The sequence below is a fragment of the Pseudomonas sp. SAS7 genome (assembly GCF_052112345.1).
GTDB lineage: Bacteria > Pseudomonadota > Gammaproteobacteria > Pseudomonadales > Pseudomonadaceae > Aquipseudomonas > Aquipseudomonas putida_Q.
Genome location: NZ_JBEGGO010000012.1, coordinates 74,973 through 94,020, shown reverse-complemented (window position 1 = coordinate 94,020; position 19,048 = coordinate 74,973). Strand labels below are relative to the sequence as shown.

At 61.4% G+C, this 19,048-nt stretch carries 17 protein-coding genes; 15 read left to right on the top strand and 2 right to left on the bottom strand.

What is annotated here, in order from left to right; genetic code table 11:
* Positions 1 to 141 precede the first annotated feature (141 nt).
* The 12 genes from ABI582_RS19660 to ABI582_RS19605 all read left to right on the top strand — a co-directional run bounded on the left by ABI582_RS19660 (position 142) and on the right by ABI582_RS19605 (position 14,732).
* The gene (locus ABI582_RS19660) at positions 142 to 927 is read left to right on the top strand and encodes an SDR family oxidoreductase (RefSeq protein ID WP_442120025.1); all 786 of its coding nucleotides are present in this window, start codon (positions 142 to 144) and stop codon (positions 925 to 927) included.
* A gap of 9 nt (positions 928 to 936) precedes the next feature.
* Positions 937 to 1,407: a MaoC family dehydratase gene (locus ABI582_RS19655; protein WP_028612889.1), complete on the top strand. Its 471-nt coding sequence runs from the start codon at positions 937 to 939 to the stop codon at positions 1,405 to 1,407.
* 8 nt (positions 1,408 to 1,415) lie between these two features.
* Positions 1,416 to 2,624, top strand: a complete 1,209-nt coding sequence (locus ABI582_RS19650) for an acetyl-CoA C-acyltransferase (RefSeq protein ID WP_442120024.1) — start codon at positions 1,416 to 1,418, stop codon at positions 2,622 to 2,624.
* 141 nt (positions 2,625 to 2,765) lie between these two features.
* Positions 2,766 to 3,809 carry a WD40/YVTN/BNR-like repeat-containing protein gene (locus tag ABI582_RS19645; protein WP_442120023.1) on the top strand — a complete coding sequence of 348 codons (1,044 nt, stop codon included), beginning with the start codon at positions 2,766 to 2,768 and terminating at the stop codon, positions 3,807 to 3,809.
* The gene (locus ABI582_RS19640) at positions 3,796 to 6,186 is read left to right on the top strand and encodes an efflux RND transporter permease subunit (RefSeq protein ID WP_442120022.1); all 2,391 of its coding nucleotides are present in this window, start codon (positions 3,796 to 3,798) and stop codon (positions 6,184 to 6,186) included. The genes ABI582_RS19645 and ABI582_RS19640 overlap by 14 nt, the downstream gene beginning before the upstream one ends.
* Positions 6,187 to 6,234: 48 nt before the next feature.
* Complete coding sequence (locus tag ABI582_RS19635) at positions 6,235 to 7,485, top strand: helix-turn-helix transcriptional regulator (RefSeq protein ID WP_442120021.1); 1,251 nt, start codon at positions 6,235 to 6,237, stop codon at positions 7,483 to 7,485.
* Between the two features lie 132 nt (positions 7,486 to 7,617).
* Positions 7,618 to 8,382, top strand: coding sequence for an SDR family oxidoreductase (locus ABI582_RS19630; RefSeq protein ID WP_442120020.1), 765 nt, complete (start codon positions 7,618 to 7,620; stop codon positions 8,380 to 8,382).
* Between the two features lie 23 nt (positions 8,383 to 8,405).
* On the top strand, positions 8,406 to 9,239 hold the full coding sequence (locus ABI582_RS19625) for an SDR family NAD(P)-dependent oxidoreductase (RefSeq protein WP_442120019.1): 834 nt from the start codon (positions 8,406 to 8,408) through the stop codon (positions 9,237 to 9,239).
* A 122-nt stretch (positions 9,240 to 9,361) separates the two neighbouring features.
* Complete coding sequence (locus ABI582_RS19620) at positions 9,362 to 10,399, top strand: Rieske 2Fe-2S domain-containing protein (RefSeq protein WP_442120018.1); 1,038 nt, start codon at positions 9,362 to 9,364, stop codon at positions 10,397 to 10,399.
* A 23-nt stretch (positions 10,400 to 10,422) separates the two neighbouring features.
* On the top strand, positions 10,423 to 11,610 hold the full coding sequence (locus tag ABI582_RS19615; RefSeq protein WP_442120017.1) for an MFS transporter: 1,188 nt from the start codon (positions 10,423 to 10,425) through the stop codon (positions 11,608 to 11,610).
* Positions 11,611 to 11,739: 129 nt separating this feature from the next.
* A complete protein-coding gene (gene nfsA / locus ABI582_RS19610; protein WP_442120016.1) occupies positions 11,740 to 12,561 on the top strand; it encodes an oxygen-insensitive NADPH nitroreductase in 822 nt (273 codons plus the stop codon).
* 101 nt (positions 12,562 to 12,662) lie between these two features.
* Positions 12,663 to 14,732, top strand: coding sequence for a PAS domain-containing protein (locus ABI582_RS19605; protein WP_442120015.1), 2,070 nt, complete (start codon positions 12,663 to 12,665; stop codon positions 14,730 to 14,732).
* Between the two features lie 39 nt (positions 14,733 to 14,771).
* Here the strand turns inward: ABI582_RS19605 and ABI582_RS19600 are convergent, their stop codons facing one another.
* Positions 14,772 to 16,343 (bottom strand): sensor domain-containing diguanylate cyclase, encoded by a 1,572-nt coding sequence (locus ABI582_RS19600; protein ID WP_442120014.1) that lies wholly within the window; start codon positions 16,341 to 16,343, stop codon positions 14,772 to 14,774.
* A gap of 90 nt (positions 16,344 to 16,433) precedes the next feature.
* Complete coding sequence (locus tag ABI582_RS19595) at positions 16,434 to 16,604, bottom strand: hypothetical protein (protein ID WP_442120013.1); 171 nt, start codon at positions 16,602 to 16,604, stop codon at positions 16,434 to 16,436.
* A gap of 181 nt (positions 16,605 to 16,785) precedes the next feature.
* Here ABI582_RS19595 and ABI582_RS19590 point away from each other — a divergent pair, with 181 nt between their 5' ends.
* From ABI582_RS19590 to ABI582_RS19580, 3 genes are all read left to right on the top strand, one after another.
* Positions 16,786 to 17,205 carry a PA0061/PA0062 family lipoprotein gene (locus ABI582_RS19590; protein ID WP_442120012.1) on the top strand — a complete coding sequence of 140 codons (420 nt, stop codon included), beginning with the start codon at positions 16,786 to 16,788 and terminating at the stop codon, positions 17,203 to 17,205.
* Positions 17,206 to 17,440: 235 nt separating this feature from the next.
* Positions 17,441 to 18,796: an MFS family transporter gene (locus ABI582_RS19585; RefSeq protein ID WP_442120079.1), complete on the top strand. Its 1,356-nt coding sequence runs from the start codon at positions 17,441 to 17,443 to the stop codon at positions 18,794 to 18,796.
* Positions 18,797 to 18,808: 12 nt separating this feature from the next.
* Positions 18,809 to 19,048: a hypothetical protein gene (locus ABI582_RS19580; RefSeq protein WP_442120011.1), complete on the top strand. Its 240-nt coding sequence runs from the start codon at positions 18,809 to 18,811 to the stop codon at positions 19,046 to 19,048.

The following is a 19,048-nucleotide window of genomic DNA, read 5'->3' as shown; positions in this document are numbered from 1 at the left end:
GGTTGATGCACAGGCGTCGGCGTTGCCGGCGCCTGCCTCTTGTTGCCTTGCCACAACCGACCCCGTCCGTTTTGACGATGTGCCTGCCCCCTGCGGCCTTTATACCTGTCGACAACCTGTTTTCTGTCAGAGGTATACCGCGTGAAACAAGCCCCTCCTTATGTGCCAGGCCACCAGTTGCTGGCTGGCAAATCCGTGCTCATCACTGCCGCCGCCGGCGCTGGCATCGGTTATGCCGCGGCCAGGCGCTGCGCCGAAGAAGGCTGCCGCGCCCTGATGATTTCCGATGTTCATCCCCGGCGCCTGGAGAAGGCGGTGGAACAGCTCAAGGCCGACACCGGCTTGCAGGCCGTGTACGGCCAGCTGTGCAACGTCACCGTCGAGGCCGAGGTGCAAGCCTTGGTCGCCGCCGCCGAACAGGCCCTTGGCGGCGTCGATGTGCTGATCAACAACGCAGGCCTGGGTGGCTCCAGGCGGGTTACCGAGATGACCGATGAGGAGTGGCTACGGGTCATCGACGTGACCCTCACCGGCACCTTCCGCATGACCCGCGCGATGCTGCCGCATATGGAACGCCGAGGGAGCGGGGCGATCGTCAACAACGCTTCAGTACTCGGCTGGCGTGCGCAGAAAGAGCAGGCGCACTACGCCGCAGCCAAGGCCGGGGTCATGGCGCTGACTCGCTGCAGTGCGCTGGAAGCCGCCGAAAGCGGGGTGCGCATCAACGCCGTGTCACCGTCGATTGCCTTGCACGAATTTCTCAAGAAGGCCAGCAGCGAAGAACTGCTGGCCAAACTGGCCGACCGTGAAGCCTTTGGCCGCGCCGCTGAAGTGTGGGAAGTCGCCAACGTCATGATCTTCCTGGCCAGCGATTACGCCTCCTACATGGTTGGCGAAGTGCTGTCGGTCAGTTCACAACAAGCTTGAGGGCAACCCATGAGCACCCGATTCAGTAGCGCCGAGCAAATGCTCAAGGCCCAGGGCCTGGACCTGGGCGTCACCGACTGGCTGCAGCTGACCCAGGCGCGGGTCAATCTATTTGCCGAAGCCACTGGCGATCAGCAGTGGATACATGTCGACCCCGAGCGCGCCGCCAATGGCCCGTTCGGGGCGTGCATCGCCCATGGCTACCTGACCCTGGCGCTGGCCAACCTGTTCATGCCGCAGTTGATGAGCATCGACAACATGGCCATGGGGGTGAACTACGGCACCGACCGCGTGCGTTTCCCCGCCGTGGTGAAAGTTGGCGCGCGGGTACGCGGCAGAGGCCAGGTTGTCAGTGCCGAGCTGATCGGCAGCGCGGTACAGCTGGTGGTGCGCATCAGCGTCGAGATCGAGGGCGCCGAACGCCCTGGCTGCGTGGTCGACACCATCAGCCGTTACACCTTCAACCCCATCACCGAGTGAGCCTGTTCATGGACAAGCAAGACGTTGTAATCGTAGCGACTGCCCGTACCGCGCTGAGCAAATCTTTTCGCGGCTCTTTCAACGACACCGAAGCCCCGGTGCTTGGCGGCCATGTGGTGCGCGCGGTGGTCGAGCGTGCCGGTATCGAGCCTGGCGCGGTGGATGACGTGATCATGGGCGCGGCGGTACAGCAGGGCACCCAGGGCTACAACATCGGAAGGCTGTGTGCCTACACCGGCGGTTTGCCCGACAGCGTGCCGGGCATGGCCCTGGACCGTATGTGCGCTTCCGGCCTGATCAGTATCGGCATGGCGGCGAAGAACATTCTGGCCGGTGAAATGAGCATTGTCATTGGCGGGGGGGTCGAGTCGCTGTCGCTGATCCAGAACAAGCACAAGAACACCTACCGCAACCAGTCGGAGGCGGTGCTGGCGTGCATGCCAAGCGCCTATATCCCGATGATCGAAACCGCCGAGATCGTTGCCCGGCGCTATGGCATCAGCCGCGCGGCCCAGGACGACTACTCACTGCAAAGCCAGCAGCGCACGGCGGGTGCCCAGCGCGATGGCCTGTTTGACGAAGAAATCGTACCGCTGCAAGTGCGCAAGCTGCGCTTTGACAAGGAAGGCCAGCCCGATGGCCATGAACAGGTGGTGGCCGAGCGCGACGAGTGCAACCGTCCTTCGACCCGCTTCGAAGACCTGGCGGCGTTGAAACCCGTGTGGAAGAACGGCCAATGGGTCGAGCAGGGCGAGTTCATTACCGCCGGCAACGCCTCGCAGTTCTCCGACGGCGCCTCGGCCAGCCTGCTGATGAGCCGCGCCGAGGCCGCCCGGCGTGGCCTGAGGCCGCTGGGGACGTATCGCGGCATCGCCGTGGCCGGCTGCGCGCCGGAAGAAATGGGCATCGGCCCGGTGCTGGCGGTGCCCAAACTGCTCAAACGCTTCGGTTTGAGCGTGGCCGACATCGGCCTATGGGAAATCAACGAGGCCTTTGCCTGCCAGGTCCTGCATTGCCGCGACGCCCTGGGCATCCCTGCGGAGCGCCTGAACGTCAACGGCGGGGCTATTTCGATTGGTCACCCGTTCGGCATGTCGGGTGCGCGTATGGTCGGTCATGGCCTGCTGGAAGGGCGCCGCCGCGGCGTGCGCTATGTGGTCGTGGCCATGTGCATTGGGGGTGGCATGGGCGCGGCGGGCCTGTTCGAGCTGGACTGACCCGCGGTTCTGTCTATCGGCAGCGGGTAGGCCATTTGGACGATGTCCCGCAGGTCGAGCAGACGGACTATCTACACACCTCAGACACCGCGCCCTGGTGGCGCGGTGATTCACGACTACAAGAACAAGAGGGTGGACCGTATGTCTATTGTCGAGCGCCTGGATGTCGCTGCACGCAGTCGCCCATGCGCCAAGCTTATTGCCTATTTCGTGTGCATTACGGTTGCCGCAATCGTTGCGCTGGCATTTACCCCACGCGGCGCACTGAACATTGCCCAGACCACGCTGAATACCGAGCGCATGCAGATAAACGGCCTGCTCAATCTGGGCACCCGTCAGGTGGCGGTGGGTGAGCGCGGCACCATCCTGATCAGCGACGACCGCGGCCGCAGCTGGCAGCAAGCCACAGTCGAGCCGCAACGTCAGATTTCCCTGACGGCTTTGACCGCGTTGAACCCCGAGCAATTGGTCGCCGTTGGCCAGGACAGCCTGATTCTGCGCTCCAATGACGCTGGCAGCAGCTGGCAAGAGGTGCATTTTGATCCCGCAGCAGGCGAGCCATTGCTCGGTGCCTGGGCGGCCGGTGGCAAGCAGGTTGTCGTGTTCGGCAGCTACGGCAAGTTCTACCAGTCCGACGATGCCGGGCGCAGTTGGCGCGCGGTGGCGCTGGAGGTCGACCGTGCTCATCTCAATGCGCTGGATGGCGGCAGCGATGGCCGGCGCATGCTGGTCGGCGAACAGGGCCTGGTCATGCGCAGCGCCGATAACGGGCAGCATTGGCAACAGTTGCCGGTGTTCTACAACGGCTCACTGTTTGGCGTGGTTCGCCTGAGCGCCCAGCGTTGGGTGACCTATGGCATGCGCGGCCATGTGTTTGTCACCGATAACTTCGGTGAGCAGTGGCAGGCGATCAAGGTTGGCAATACCCAGCCGCTTTATGGCCATGTTGTGCTGCCAGACCACAGCGGCGTACTGATTGTCGGCGGCGGCAGCTCAATGGTGCGCCTGGACGCAGAAGGCCGCTTGATCGGCACCACCCGCCAACCGGGGTTGGGCACCTTGACCTCAGCCATTGTGGTGGGCACCGATCAGTTGCTGGTAGCCGGTGAACGGGGCGTTTTCCAGGGGAACGGTAACAGCGTTGCCGCTCTGGGCAAAGGAGAGCAAGTGCATGAAGTACGCTAAAGCCCGAGCCGGGCGCTTGGTCGAGCGTTGCGCCGACCTGCTGTTGGCACGACGCAAACTGCTGTTGACGGTGTTCCTGCTGCTGACCCTGGGCCTGGGCTACAGCGCCACGCATACCCAGCTCGACCCGGGCTTCAACAAGCAGATCCCGGTGCGACATGAGTACATGCTCAACTTCCTCGAATTCAGCCAGTACTTCACCGGCGCCAACCGCTTTCTGGTCAGCGTCAGATGGAAGGGCGAGGGTGACATCTACAACCCCGAGTTCCTCGACACGCTGCGCAAGGTGACTGACGATGTGTTCTTCATCAACGCGGTCAGCCGCGCCAGCGTAACCTCGCTGTTCACCGCCAACGTGCGTTACATCGAGATCACCGAAGAAGGCTTTTTTGGTGATGTGGTGGTACCGCCACGCTTTACCGCCAGCGCCGAAGACCTGGCCCAGGTACGCAGCAACGCAGCGCGCTCGGGGCAGGTCGGGCGGCTGGTGGCCAATGACCTGAAGTCGGCCATGGTCCGGGCCGACTTGCAGGACGTTGACCCACAAACAGGTAAATCGGTCAGTTATGTTGAAGTCGCCAAGCGTCTGGAGGACATTCGCGGCAAGTACAGCAGCGATCAGATCGAGATCAACATCGTCGGTTTTGCCAAACTGGTGGGTGATGTTGTCGAAGGGCTGATGACCGTGATCGGCTTTTTTGTCGTCGCCTTCCTGATCACCGGCCTGTTGCTGTGGCTGTATTCACGCTCGTTGCGCCTGACCGTAGTCGCGCTGCTGGTGGCGTTGCTGCCGGTGGTATGGCTGTTGGGCTTGTTGCCGCTGATGGGCCTGGGTATCGACCCGATGTCGATACTGGTGCCGTTCCTGATTTTTTCCATTGGCGTTTCGCACGCCGTGCAGATGACCAATGCCTGGAAACAGGAAGTGCTGGCCGGCAAGGATTCGCTACAGGCGGCGCACCTGGCCTTTTGCAAGATCTTCATTCCTGGCTCCCTGGCGTTGCTGATGAATGCCCTGGGCTTTGGCGTGATCATGCTGATCGACATCCCTATCGTGCATGAACTGGGGGTGACGGCCTGCATCGGCGTGATGCTGATGATCATCACCAACAAGCTGATGTTGCCGATCATTATTTCCTACCTGCGCCTGGAGCGCAGTGTGCTGAGCAAGGAACGCGTCCAGCAGCAGGGCAGGCACCCGTTGTGGTGGCGCTTGTCGGCGCTGGCCGAACCGCGCCCGGCCCTGGCGGTGCTGGTGCTCAGCGTGATGTTGCTGAGCCTGGCGGTGCTCAAGGCCCGGCAACTGGAGGTCGGTGACATCGGTGCTGGCGCACCGGAACTGCGCGCCGAGTCGCGCTACAACCAGGACAACAGCAAAATTGTCAGAAGCTATTCCATCGGCCTGGATGTGCTGGCGGTGTTCGTCCAGGCCCAGGGCCTGGAAGAGGCGTGCCTGTCACCGTCGGTGATGCGTGCGGTGGAAGCTTTCGACTTCCAGATGCGCAGCGTCACCGGCGTGCAGTCGGTGCAGTCGGTGGCCGGTTTTGGCAAGACGGTGATTGCCGGCAACAACGAAGGCAACCCACGTTGGGCGGCCATTCCCGGTTCGGCCCGGGGTTTGAGTCAAGGCGCCCGTGCCTACATGCCCGAGGACGGCCTGGTGACCGATGGCTGCCAGCAGATGCAGATTCTGGTGTTTCTCACCGACCACGATGGCGCCACGGTCTCGCATGTGGTCCAGGAGGCCAAGCGGGTCATTGCCCAGGTCCAGGTGCCGGAAATCAGGTTTTTCCTCGGCGGTGGCAATGTGGGGGTAATGGCGGCGTCCAATGATGCGGTCAACCGCGCCGAGGTGCTGATGCTGGTGGCGTTGTTTGGCTCGGTGCTGCTGTTCTGCTGGTTGACCTTCAAGTCGTTGCGCGCGGTGTTGTGCATCCTGGTGCCGCTGGCCATCGTGGCGGTACTGTGCAATGCACTGATGGCCATGCTTGGCATCGGGTTGAAGGTGGCGACCCTGCCGGTGATGGCGCTTGGGGTTGGCGTCGGGGTTGACTACGGCATTTACCTGTATGAGCGGATCCAGCACGAAATGGCCGAGGGCGCCAACCTGCGCCACGCGTTCTACCAGGCCATGTGCCAACGCGGAACAGCGGCCGTTTTCACTGCTTTGACGATGTCGATCGGGGTGTGCACCTGGGCCTTTGCACCGCTGAAGTTCCAGGCCGATATGGGGGTCTTGCTATCGTTCATGTTTCTGGTCAATGTACTTGGGGCAATTTTCCTGCTGCCGGCCTTGGCCGCCTGGTTCAACCTCGGCAAACCCCTGGTTGCGGTCAAAGCCAACCGTGCAGCGCGCGCACACGTGTTTGAATCATAACAATAAAAGCGGGCACGGCCTGGGCTGTGCCCCGCGAGGAGACGGGCGATGGGAAATTCCACCGTGGGGTTTGAAGCGCTGGCAGAAATGGGTATGGAGCTGGCGGAATATGACACGCTCATCGGCGAGTTTTATGACGGCTCGCTGAACCACAAGTCGATGGCCAAGACATTGCGCCACGTACGCAGCCTGTACCAGGCCAATTACGTCACGTTGATCTTGAGAGTGCCAGAGCAACCGGACCTGGGCCTGATGATTGTCGTCGGTGACATCGAAGGCGAGGGGGAGGTGAGTTACTGGGCCTACCCACAAGCTGTCACCCCCTTCAGCAACCCGCCGATGGACCAGGTGTTCACCGTCGAAGACCTGATGACCGAAGCCGAGTGGGCCAATTCGGTCTACTACAAGACCTACGGCACCGTGCACGACACTTACCACATCATGGGTGCGGACGTTTCCACACCCGATGGCGGCAAGCTGCGCTTTCGCATTACCCGGCCCAAAGCCGCGCCGAAATTCACCGCCTCCGAGCGCACCCTGTGCGAAATGATCCTGCCGCATTTGCGCCGTGCGATGCACGTGCACAACCTGCTCGACCGCAGCGAGTCGATCAGCGAGCTGTATGCCCAAGCCATCAGCCGCTTGTCAGTGGCCACCATCGTGCTTGACCAGAATGGCAGCGTGCTGCGCCTCAACCCGGTGGCCAGCGAACTGCTGGAACAGGCGGACGGCCTGAAACTGGTGGGTGGGCGTCTTGAGGCCACCTATCCCAGCGACAACCGCGAACTGCAACGCCTGGTACGCAATGCCTTCGCGCGTGACGTCAACAGCGAAAAGGTCAGCACTGCGGCCGAAGCGATGTCGGTGTCCAGGCCATCGGGCCAGGTCAACCTGGGGGTAGTGATCGAGGCCATTCCCACCCAGGACTGGGCCGAGGGTAAGAGCAAACCTGCGGTGGTGGTATACATCCGGGACGCGGTTGGCCGCTCCATGGCTAGCGAAACGGTAACCAAGCAACTGTTCAACCTGACCCGGGCCGAAACCGCACTGGCCATGGAGCTGGCTAACGGCCTGTCGCTTGAAGAGGCCGCCGAAGTATTGAATGTGCGCCGCAACACCGCACGGGCGCATTTGCGCTCGATCTTTTCAAAGACGGGTGTGCGCCGCCAGACGGAGTTGGTGCGCATCATTCTCAACAGTGTGGTTGCCTTGGGAAAGCCCAAACTGGCAGCACTGCCAAACGATAAGCCGGAAAAACCGGTGTTGAAGCTGGCCACCCCGGCGCGCAATGGCGCCTGACCTTCGCCCCGCCTACCCGAACGCCCCGGTCCTGCTTGCAAGGCCGGGGCGTTTTAGTCCGTGCGGACGATGTTGTGGGGTTTGCGCGGCACCAATACTAGCCAACACCACCATTCAACAAGGAGCAACGTTATGCCAGTTACAGCGGTCAGCGGTTCTGCATCCGGTATCGGCGCGGCAGTCTGCCAGGCGCTACGCGCCGCCGGGCACCGCATCATCGGCATCGACCGGGCAAATGCCGAGGTGATTGCCGACCTGTCCAGCGCAAGCGGGCGCCAGGCCGCCATCAGTGCGGTGCTCGAGCACAGCGGCGGGGTGCTCGACGGCCTGGTGTGCTGCGCCGGGGTTGGCTCCAGCGCGGTGTCCGACACCATCGTGTCGGTCAACTATTTTGGCGTCTGTGAGCTGCTTGACGGCCTGGCCGATGCGTTGGCCAAGGGCGAGCGGCCGGCCGCTGTAGTGATCGGATCGATTGCGGCCACCCACGTCAGCCCCGATCAGCAGCCGATGATTGCGGCCATGCTCGCCGGCAACGAAGCGCTGGCACTGGAACACGCCAATACCTTGGGGCAGTCCCATGTGGCCTATGCCAGCTCCAAATACGCCGTGACCTGCAATGCCCGTAGCAAGGCCGTACCCTGGGCAAAACAAGGCATACGCCTGAATGTGGTGGCACCTGGGGCAGTCGAGACGCCGCTGCACCAGGCGTCGCTGAACGATCCGCGCTTTGCCAAGGCGGTCCGTGAGTTTGTCGCACCGCTGGGGCGCGCCGGCAACCCTGAGGAGATCGCCCAGGTCGTGGCATTCTTGCAGTCGGCTCAAGCCAGTTTTGTCCACGGCACTGTGATGTTTGTAGATGGCGGTATGGATGCCATGGTTCGTCCGGCACGTTTCTAGCCTATGTCCACGTGAGAACAACAATGACCAAAGTGGCATTCATTACCGGGGCAAGCCGCGGTATCGGGCGCGAGACGGCATTGGCCTTTGCCCGGGCCGGGTTCGATGTGGCGATCAGTGCCCGCACTGTAGAGGAGGGCGAAAGCACCGCGCATAGGCTGTGCGATGCCCAAGGCGTGCCCTTGGCGGGCAGCCTCAACAGTACGGCAGCCGCGATCCGCGCCTTGGGGCGCAAGGCGTTGGTGGTGCCTATGGATCTGCTCGACAGCGCCTCGGTATTGGCCGCCGGCCAGGCAGTACTGGCCGCGCTCGGGCGCATCGATGTGCTGATCAACAACGCCATCTACCAGGGCCGCGATCTCAACAGCGCATTCATGTCGCTGCAGGCGCAGACCATGCAGCGGGTATTCCAGGGTTATGTGCTGGCGCCGCTGTTACTGACCCAGACCGTGTTGCCCGGCATGCTCGAACGGGGCGCCGGGGTGGTGATCAACGTCACCTCCGGTGCCGGTGAAGGCGACCCGCCGGTGGCTGCCGTCGACGGTGGCTGGGGCTATGCCTACGGTGCGGGCAAGGCTGCGGTCTCCAGGGTTTCGGGGGTGCTTGCGGCCGAGCTGGGCGAGCAGGGGATTCGCGCCTTTACGCTTAACCCGGGGGTGGTCACCACCGACGCGCTGAAGGCTACCATCGGCGAAAACGGCCTGCTGGCCCTGCGCATCGGCACTGCGCCTCCCCAGGTGCCGGCAGAGGTGATGGTGTGGCTGGCCACTCACGATCAGGCAGCGCGTTTTCAGCGGCGCACCATCGCCGCGCAGGCGTTTGCGCTGGAGCACGGCATCGTCGCCAACTGGCGATGAGCATTGGCTGATGAAGTACTCGTGGTGCTCACCTAGTCCATGCGGAGGATGAGCACCGGCGGCTGCTCGGTGAAGATTGACCGGGCAAGTTACCGGGGATTTCCACACGAGGAACAATAACAATGACCAAGCTCGCAGCAATCAATGTCGAAACTGCTCTGGCCCCGCGCTTCGGCCGAGGCTGGCACTGCCTGGGTGAAGCGGCCGACTACCGTGATGGCCAGCTGCACACCCTGAATATCTTCGGCACGCGCTTGCTGGCATTTGCGACTTCCAGCGGCCAGATCAGCGTCATTGATGCGCATTGCCCGCACATGGGCGCCGACCTCTCGCGCGGCACCCTGGAAAATGACCGGGTGGTATGCCCCTTTCATCACTGGCAGTACGACGCCAGCGGCAAGTGCGTGGAGATCCCGTACTGCAAGCGTATCCCCCCGAAAGCCAAGACCCGCAGCTGGCTGACCTGTGAAGAAAACAACCTGCTGTTTGTCTGGAACAACCGGGAAGGCAAGGCGCCGGCAGACGGCGTGGTGATTCCTCATCTGCCGGAACAGGACAGTGACGAATGGCTGCACGACTGGCACATGGACAAGCTGATTATCGAAACCAACCCACGCGAACTGGTCGATAACCTGGCAGATGCCCAGCACTTCGGGCCGGTTCATGGCACGCCAACCAAGTATTTCGCCAACGTCTTCGAAGGGCACATTGCCCAGCAGATTTTCCATGGCGACTCCGAGCGCCTGGGCGGTGATCTGGTGGCCGAGTCGGCGTACTACGGACCAGCCACGCACTTTACCCGCATGCGCGCGGTGTTCGAGGGCATGGAGATCCACTCGATCCTGCTCAACTGCCATGTGCCGATCACCGCCAACAGTTTTGAGCTGCGGTTTGGCTGCATGGTGAAGAAGGTGCCGGGCTGGAGCGAAGAGCAGAACCGGGAAATGGCCAAGGACTATGTGATGCGCAACCGCGAATCCTTTTACCAGGACGTGGATATCTGGGCGCACAAGATTCGGGTGAACAACCCGGTCCTGGCCGAAGGCGATGGCCCGGTCTATCAGCTGCGCGAATGGTACGAGCAGTTTTTCATGGACGAAGCCAGCGTACCGGCTGCCATGGCCGAGCGCCGCGAAATCATTACCGTCGGCCAGCGCTGAAGCCATCCGGGCAGGAGAGAGCAATGAACATGAGTGGCCGTAATACCCTGGCGATCATGCTGGCCGCCAGCTTCGCTTCGACGATTGGCGGCTTGCCGTTCAATACCTTGCCTATCCTGCTCGGGTCGATGGTCGACAGCCTGGGCTTTACTGTCGAACAGATCGGCCTGCTGGGCTCGGTGTGTTTTGCCGGCTACCTGCTCGGCACGCTGCTGGCAGTGGTGCTGATCGACCGCATGAACTGGCGCTGGTTGACCCTGGGTTGTGCGCTTGGCGCTGCGGCGGCATATGGGATGTCGTCCTGGCTGCCGGCCACGGCCCAGCTGCCGCTGTGGGCGGTGATCGGCTTTTTTGCTGCGCTCATGACCTGCCTGGGCATGCGCATCATGGGTGAAATGGCCAACAAGGAGCGCGCCCTGGGCATGCGCCTGGGCATTGAACTGGGGGTGGTGGCCGCCGTGCTGTTCGCCCTCCCGTCGCTGGTGATTGCCTATTTCCATTACACCGGCGCGGCCTTGATGCTGGCCGCGATCATTCTGCTGTTGAGCCTAAGCGCGCTGGCATTGCCCAGGCGTCAGGACTTCATTCACGAAGCGCAGCAGGCGCAAACCGACTCGTTGCTAGCACGCTTCAGGTTTCCGCCAGCGGCTTATGCAGCGTTGGCATTCTTCTTTCTGTTCGGCGCCGGGCAGATTGGCCTCTGGGCGTTCCTTGAGCGCTTGGGCCATGGCCTGGCGTTGCAGCCAGCGGAACTGGGTGTCGTCTTCGCCGTGCTGAAACTGCTGGGCGGCGCAGCCGCGCTGGCCTTGGCGGTGGTGGGTGACCGCCTGGGCGTACGCGTGCCCCATCTTGTCGTGCTCGCGGTACTGGGTACCGGGCTGTTGTTACTGGGCAACGCCGAAGGCTTTTTGATGTATGCCGCGGGCGCCTGGATCTGGGAAGTCGGCTTTACCTGGGGCTGCGTCTACCAGACCGCAGCGATTGCGCGGCTGGACCGCAGCGGCCGCTCGATCATGCTGATTCCAGGGGCCTTTGCCCTGAGCTCCATGGCAGGTCCGGCCTTGGCCGGGCAACTGGTCGGTGAGGGCTTCGGCATGCTGCTGTGGCTGGCGGCTGGCTGTGCGCTGATCCCGGTGCTGGCGTTTACCTGGCTGCTGGCGCAACGTTTACAGGGCGCGGGCACTGGCTGTGCCGTGGGTGTGCAGGCGTGATGGCTGACACGCAGCGAAGTGGTGAGGCTGGTCGAGACGCGGGCGGCAGGGCCGGATAATGAAAAATTTCGGGGTAGCTGTGTGGTAAACGCCGAATTTTGATAGCCTCCTATCATTTTGGAGGCTTCTATGACAACCCACGCTCAGGCAAAACTCGCTGCACGCTATGGCGCACCGAACATTTCTGCGCTGCAACAATGGAATGACACCATCGACCAACTGCTCGAACACCGCAGCGTCAGAGCGTTCACTGACCAGCCCCTGCCCGAGGGTACACTCGAGACCTTGGTTGCTGCCGCGCAGTCCGCGTCCACATCATCCAATCTCCAGGTCTGGAGTGTGGTTGCGGTGCAAGATGGGGATCGCAAAGGCCGCCTCTCGGCGTTGGCCGGCAACCAGCCCTACATCCATCAAGCGCCACTGTTCCTGGTCTGGCTTGCCGATTTGTCCCGCGTCTCGCGCATTGCAGACCAGCATGGGGTAGCGCTGGAGGCTTTGCCCTACCTGGAAAGCCTGTTGCTCGGCACCATCGACGCAGCGCTTGCGGCCCAGAATGCGGTCGTTGCGTTGGAGTCGCTTGGGCTCGGAAGCGTGTACATCGGCGGTATTCGCAACGACATCGAAGCCGTTGCCAAGGAACTGCAACTGCCGCCTCAGGTCTATCCGGTGTTCGGCCTATGCGTTGGCTATCCGTCGCCGGATCGGCCAGCCAAGGTGAAGCCGAGGCTGCCACAGGCAGCAGTGCTTCATCACGAAACGTACTCGGCTGCCGACGAGCAGGGCGTTCTAGCGGAGTACGACAAGCGCCTGGGTGCTTTCTATCAACGCGAAGGCATGAAGGCTTCAGGCTGGTCGGAGCAAGTGGTCAGCAGGCTGCGGAACGTTTCGAGCCTGCATGGGCGCGAGGAGCTGCTGGGGGAATTGAGCCGGATGGGCTTTGGCCTGCGCTGAACAGATCAGCTAAAGGGCTTTGCTCGCCATAGCTCGGCATCACGCTCTAGAATCTCATTCATTGGCTTGTCGTTCATGTGCGTAAGCAAAAGAGGCAATATATGGATCGCGAAGGCGCCGGCTTTTCAGGAGAGCTGGATGCTCCCGCATTACCCAGTCAGGAGTCCGCGTTTCCGACAACCGCTTTGGAGCGTCTGCAGTTGGCGCTCGATGCGGGCGCGATCATTGGAACGTGGGTGTGGGATATTCGGCACAACCAGGTGACCGCGGATGAGCGGTTCTCGCGATCATTCGGGCTTCCGGCAGATAAATGCCTGGCGGGTATTCCGATCGAGGAAGCTTTTGCTTCGATTCACCCTGACGACCGTGATCGTGTCTCTGCCGACATCCACGAGGCAATGAGCCGTGGCGGCGCCTACCGGTGTGAGTACCGCGTCAGGCAAGATGACGGCAGTTACCGCTGGATTGAGGCCAATGGCAGAGCTGAGCTTGACGAGCAAGGCGAGGCTGTACGGTTCCCTGGCATTCTCATGGACATTGAGTCACGCCGGTCAGCAGAGGCTGAACGCGACAGGATGTCAGCGCTGCTGCGTACCTTCACGGCTGCCGTTCCGGGGGTTGTCTACGCAAAGGATCTCGAGGGGCGGCTGATTGTTGCAAATGACGGTGTCACCCGACTGGTTGGTAAACCACCAGAGCTGTATCTGGGCAAAACCGACCTGGAGTTTCTGGAAGACAAGGCACAGGCACGCCAGATCATGGAAACCGATCGTCATATCATGCATGGCGGGAAAGGCGCGCTGCAGATCGAAGAGCGTGTCGACATGCCAGATGGCACGGCTACCTACTGGCTTTCTGTCAAAGCCCCCCTGTGCGACGAAGCAGGCGAGGTCATCGGGCTGATCGGCTCGTCCATCGATGTCACCGCGCGAAGAAATGCCGAGGCGCAGTTGCTCGAGCTTAACCGCACCCTGGAAGCGAAGATCGAACAAGCCGTGGCCGAGCGGGAAGCGGCGCAGGCGGCGCTACGGCAATCGCAGAAGATGGAAGCGGTCGGTCAGCTGACCGGAGGTATCGCGCACGATTTCAACAACCTGCTCGCGGGCATCACCGGAAGCCTCGAACTGATCAAGCTCCGCTTGAAGCAGGGGCGCATTGCTGACACAGAACGTTACCTGACGGTGGCGCAGGGTGCAGCACAAAGGGCAGCATCCCTGACCCACCGGCTCCTGGCGTTCTCTCGCCGCCAGACGCTGATGCCTGTCCATACCGATGTGAACACCCTGATCAGCGACATGGAGGAGCTGATACGTCGGACGGTAGGGCCGGCAATCCAACTCAAGGTCGAGCTCCATGCAACCTCAAGTACCTGCCTGGTGGATCCGGCTCAAGTAGAGAACTCGCTGCTGAACCTGTGTATCAACGCGCGTGACGCATTGGAAGGTGGAGGATCGATCTCCATCAGGACGTACAACGAGCAGCTGGTACCAGGGGCAGATCTTGACCCTGAACTGTCACCCGGCACGTACTTCACGATCTGTGTCGCCGATGACGGTGTCGGCATGAGCACCGAGACGTTAACGCGTGCATTCGAGCCTTTCTTTACCACCAAGCCTGTGGGGGCGGGTACCGGACTGGGCCTGTCCATGATCTATGGTTTCGCCAAGCAGTCTGGCGGGCAGGTTCGGATCGAGTCAGAGGCGGGCCAGGGCGCCCGCGTATATCTGCAGCTACCCAGCCATGAGGTTGAGGTTGAGCTTGCAGGTCGTGCCGAGCCATCGCCTGAATCAGCACTGACCTCGTCAGGCGAAACGATTTTGGTCGTGGATGATGAGCCCTCTGTCCGCATGTTCGTGAGTGAGTCGCTGGGCAGCTGCGGATACATCGTCATTGAGGCGACCGATAGCCTTGCCGGCCTTCAGTTACTCCGCTCCGATACCCGCATCGATCTGCTCGTCACAGACATCGGTCTGCCAGGGGGAACCGACGGCAGGCAGATGGCCGATACTGGCCGCAGCATCAGGCCTGGTCTTCCGGTCTTGTTCATGACCGGGTATGCGCAGCCCAATGTATTGGACAACGCCCAGCTGCAGCCCAACACGGCTGTGCTGACGAAACCCTTCACACTCGAAGCGTTGACGTTGAACGTAAATGCGTTACTTAAGCATTGATGATGCATAAGACACGCAAGCACCGTATCCCCAAGTGCATCAGAGCGTTACCCGATCTTCGGCCACTATACGGTTACGTCCATTCTGTTTGGCCAGGTACAAGCGCTCGTCGGCGCGCTTGAGGATGGCCGGGGCACTGGGGGTGTCTGCGTCCCGACAGGCAACACCGATGGAGATGGTCAAGGTGCCGATCTGCGCCACGGCTGTAGCGCAGAGCGTGGCGCGGATCCGCTCGGCGACCTCGCAGGCCGTGCTCAGCGCGGTGTTCGGCAGCAGCAGGCAGAACTCTTCGCCACCGGCCCGGCACGGCAGATCCCCGGCCCGCGTGCAGTCGCGGATCACTTGCGCGACCCTTTGCAACGCCAGGTCACCCACATCGTGACCAAAGTTGTCGTTCACCCGCTTGAAGTGGTCGACGTCCAACGCCAGGGCCGAATACGTCTGTTGGCTTGCATCAAGCGCCTGAAGTGCCGCGTTCATCGCACGCCGGTTGGCCAGGCCGGTCAACGGGTCGGTGTCGGCCGCGGCGTTCAAACTGCCGATCTTCTGTTGCAGTTGCTGCGACTGCACTACCAGCGCCTGGCGGATCGCCGCCGCCTCGGCGTACCAGGCGTTGATCGCGGACAGTTCAGCGGTGGCATTCGGCGTCGAAAGGTCGATGGCATGGCCGGCCAGCGCGCGCAGGGGGCGAGTGATCAACATGACGCCCAGCAGTATCAGGACCAGACCGATTACCCCAGCCGGGATGATCCTGACCAGCATGTCGCGCATCAGCTTGCCCAGTGGCGCCAGTGCCTGTTCCCGGGGTTGCTGGACGACCACGGCCCAGTTGGAGCCCTGCACGTGTGCGAACCCGGCGAGCATCGGCACCTTATGGTAGTTCACCGTCTCCAGCGTGCCGCTGTCACCGAGCAGGGCCTTGTCCACCGTCTCGCTCCAGCCGAGCACTTCACCGATTCGCTGCTGATCGGGGTGGTAGAGCAATCGGCGGTTGCCATCGGCGACGAAGGCGAAGGCACCATCGAGGTGGTGTTCACCAATCAACGAGTGCATCACGCCACGCTGTTGCAAGAACACGGAGCCGCCGACCAGCCCCAGATACTCGCCTGTGGGGCTGAAGACAGGCTGGGAGACGAAGACGATCAGCTTGCCGCTGGTTGAGGTAAAAGCCTGGCTGACCATGGGCCGACGCACCTTGAGCGCCTGGTGCAGTTCGTCGGAGCTGACGGTCGAACCGATCGGCACCGCAGATGGGTAAGCCTGCAGTACCTTGCCCGCAGGGTCGGTGATCAGCACGGTGTTCAACTCCGAGTCCTGGGCCTGCAGGCGGCGTGCTTCTACCTCGAGCAACGCTCGATTGGCAAAGTCGCTGCCCAGGCGTTGGCTGCTGTACTTCAGGCGTTCATTGACCGAGTACAGAAACTGATCGATGCTCGAGGCGACCTTGAAGGCATAGGCACGGTTGGCCTCCAGTGCCGAATGCACCAGCGCAGCGCGTTGCACAGTGTAGGCCGTGATCAGGCTGTTGCAGAGGGTACTCAGCACGGCGAGCAGGACAAAGCCAAGAACCAGGCCACGCAGGCCAATACGCGATGACAGCACCTTGCTCATGAGTACGCCTCGTCCCTCGATAGCTGGAAAGTTCGGCACAAGCTTAGACGGGTATGGCAGCAAAGGTGCATCTGCGCAGGGGGTAAGCCATCAGGCCAGAAACTCCGAATCCGCAGGGCAAGCCGGCAGCTTGTCCTGCTGGATGTTGCTGTACACGGCAACCCCGCACACGCAAGCCAGGCCGACACTGGCAAGCAGGATATCGCCCAGCAACATGCCTGCGACCAACACCAGCACGCTGATGCGAAAGAGGGTTGTCATGACTGCCTCCGATGCAGTTCGATATCAGAACCCTGACCATACCGGCGCAGCCGAAATTGTGCAGCCAACTTGCGCGCCTGCGGCCGTGTTTACCTGTGAAATGGCAGAACGGACCTATTAGGCAGGGTATGTAGTGCTGGTTGGCGGTATCCTGAAAGCCCCAGCCCCAGGTGCACCGATCATGCGCACAATCATGCTTTTATTGGCAATCACGGCAGTTACCGGTTGCCAGTCGCCGCTGCCAAGCGCCAATCCTCAGATGGCCTGGGTCGATTTCTCGGTGCCATTTCCCAATGACAGGTTACTGATGGCCGAACGGCTGGATAAGCAACGGTTGAGCGACGGGCGCTTTTTTCAAGTGAGCCCGGGCAGCCATGAGCTGATCGTCAGGTTCGATTATGAAGTGGGCGGTGGCGGGGGGCTGAGCCTGATGGGCGGCACGACGGTGCGCGAATGCTACCTGACGGTCCCTTACGCCAACTTCCAGGCAGGCCAGCGCTATGTGCTGGAGGGGCGGTCGATGGCGCTGACACCTGAGGCGCGGTTGTACGATGCCAAGGGGGAGGTGGTTGCAGAGGTCAGCGAGTTCTATTGCCTGTGAGGGCAGGGCTTCCTGCAACACGTGGTAGAGCGAGCAGGCGTTCGGCTGTGTGCTTAGTGGCAAGCACAAGCTTGCCCTGATATCAGCCCGGCTTAGGTTGTTTGAAGTAAACGGCCATGCCCGCAAGGCATAGCTGTTAGATCTTTGGCAGGTCTTCCGTCACACCATCGCTGTGCAAAGCTTTACCCGAGTTGGCAAAACAATAACAACAAGGGTAGCGATCATGAATGCAGATATGGGCACGGCTCGTCCGTTGACTCGCAAAGAGCGTACAACTGCAATTGTAGGTGTCTGTTCCGGCAACCTGGTGGAGTGGTACGACTTCTTCATCTATGCCTACACATCAATCTATTTCGCCTCACTGTTCTTTCCGGCGGGCGATCAGACCAGCCAGCTATTAGCAACCGCCGGTATTTTTGCGGTCGGTTTCTTCATGCGCCCGCTGGGTGGCTGGATATTCGGTTACATCGCCGATACGCGTGGTCGCAAGATATCGATGATCATCTCCGTGTTCATGATGTGCGGTGGGTCATTGATAATCGCTGTCATGCCTACCTACGCCACTGTCGGTGTCGCTGCGCCGGTCCTGTTGGTAGTCGCCCGCTTGATGCAAGGGCTATCGGTCGGTGCAGAGTACGGCACCGGCGCGACCTACATCAGTGAGGTCTCACGCGCTGGGCGCCGCTCGTTCTATGGCTCGTTCCAGTACATGACCATTATCGCAGGGCAACTGCTGGCGCTATTGACGGTGGCAGTGCTGCAACTGGTGCTGTCTGAACAGGACCTGAAAGCCTGGGGTTGGCGAGTGCCGTTCCTGATCGGCGCGCTGGCCTCGATCGTGGTGGTGTACCTGCGCCGGACCATGCGCGAAACAGCCACTGCGCAAGGTATGAAGAGCAAGGAGGCGGGTTCGCTCAGGGGCCTCATGCAACACAAGCGCGCTGTACTGCTGACCTTCACAATCACCATCGGTTGTTCTCTGTACTTCTATACCTTCACTGCCTACATGCAGAAATTCCTGGTGGTAAGCGTCGGTATACCGGCACCGACAGTGAGCATCATCATGGCTTCGGCGCTGGTGATCTTCATGTTTGCCCAGCCGGTTTTCGGCATTCTGGCGGACAAGATCGGCGTACGCCGCAACATGATAATTTTCGGTCTGCTGTCCACGTTCCTGGTCATACCCCTGTTGTCAGCGATCAAGTCTGTTCAGGACCCGCTGAGTGCATTCGCGCTGGTGGTCGCCGGGTTGCTCATTGCAGCCTTCTATACGCCGGTTACTGGCGTGCTGAAAGCAGACTTCTACCCGCCAACCGTTCGGGCCCTTGGTGTAGGGCTGCCTTATGCGGTAGGTGCGGCAATGTTCGGGGGTTCCGCTGAATACGTAGCGCTGAGCTTCCGCTCGCTGGGCATGGAGGAGTACTTCTATCTGTATGTCGCAGCTATCGCTGCCATCACCCTTGTTTCCTCCCTGTTGATGCCAGACCTCTCCAGACATGGCTACCTGGATGGCGATGGCAAGGTCGAGGCGAACATTGGGGTTCGCAAGTTCATGGGGCGAAAATCCACGCCATCCCACATCAGCCATTGAGGTGAGGCGAGCATGAATAGCGAAGTGAAGAAGATCGTACGCTTCGACGTCTGGTACCACCCGGTGATGGCCCAGACGCTCGAAGCCCCAGCCAATGTGGTGTTCCGCGAGGCCCGTCTGCGCATGGGGCTATGGGCAGCGGAGCAAATTCTGCAGGTGCTGCGCGGGGAGGAGGGGCCACGTATGGTCAACCCGCAAGTGTTTGCAGCCTATCGACAACGGCTCCAGGCCAGCAATCATTCGTCAGCCTAG

Coding starts and splice junctions, on each gene's coding strand:
- ABI582_RS19655 (WP_028612889.1), top strand. CDS start 937: ATGAGCACCCGATTCAGTAGCGCCGAGCAAATGCTCAAGGCCCAGGGC.
- ABI582_RS19650 (WP_442120024.1), top strand. CDS start 1,416: ATGGACAAGCAAGACGTTGTAATCGTAGCGACTGCCCGTACCGCGCTG.
- ABI582_RS19645 (WP_442120023.1), top strand. CDS start 2,766: ATGTCTATTGTCGAGCGCCTGGATGTCGCTGCACGCAGTCGCCCATGC.
- ABI582_RS19640 (WP_442120022.1), top strand. CDS start 3,796: ATGAAGTACGCTAAAGCCCGAGCCGGGCGCTTGGTCGAGCGTTGCGCC.
- ABI582_RS19635 (WP_442120021.1), top strand. CDS start 6,235: ATGGGAAATTCCACCGTGGGGTTTGAAGCGCTGGCAGAAATGGGTATG.
- ABI582_RS19630 (WP_442120020.1), top strand. CDS start 7,618: ATGCCAGTTACAGCGGTCAGCGGTTCTGCATCCGGTATCGGCGCGGCA.
- ABI582_RS19625 (WP_442120019.1), top strand. CDS start 8,406: ATGACCAAAGTGGCATTCATTACCGGGGCAAGCCGCGGTATCGGGCGC.
- ABI582_RS19620 (WP_442120018.1), top strand. CDS start 9,362: ATGACCAAGCTCGCAGCAATCAATGTCGAAACTGCTCTGGCCCCGCGC.
- ABI582_RS19615 (WP_442120017.1), top strand. CDS start 10,423: ATGAACATGAGTGGCCGTAATACCCTGGCGATCATGCTGGCCGCCAGC.
- nfsA (WP_442120016.1), top strand. CDS start 11,740: ATGACAACCCACGCTCAGGCAAAACTCGCTGCACGCTATGGCGCACCG.
- ABI582_RS19605 (WP_442120015.1), top strand. CDS start 12,663: ATGGATCGCGAAGGCGCCGGCTTTTCAGGAGAGCTGGATGCTCCCGCA.
- ABI582_RS19600 (WP_442120014.1), bottom strand. CDS start 16,343: ATGAGCAAGGTGCTGTCATCGCGTATTGGCCTGCGTGGCCTGGTTCTT.
- ABI582_RS19595 (WP_442120013.1), bottom strand. CDS start 16,604: ATGACAACCCTCTTTCGCATCAGCGTGCTGGTGTTGGTCGCAGGCATG.
- ABI582_RS19590 (WP_442120012.1), top strand. CDS start 16,786: ATGCGCACAATCATGCTTTTATTGGCAATCACGGCAGTTACCGGTTGC.
- ABI582_RS19585 (WP_442120079.1), top strand. CDS start 17,441: ATGGGCACGGCTCGTCCGTTGACTCGCAAAGAGCGTACAACTGCAATT.
- ABI582_RS19580 (WP_442120011.1), top strand. CDS start 18,809: ATGAATAGCGAAGTGAAGAAGATCGTACGCTTCGACGTCTGGTACCAC.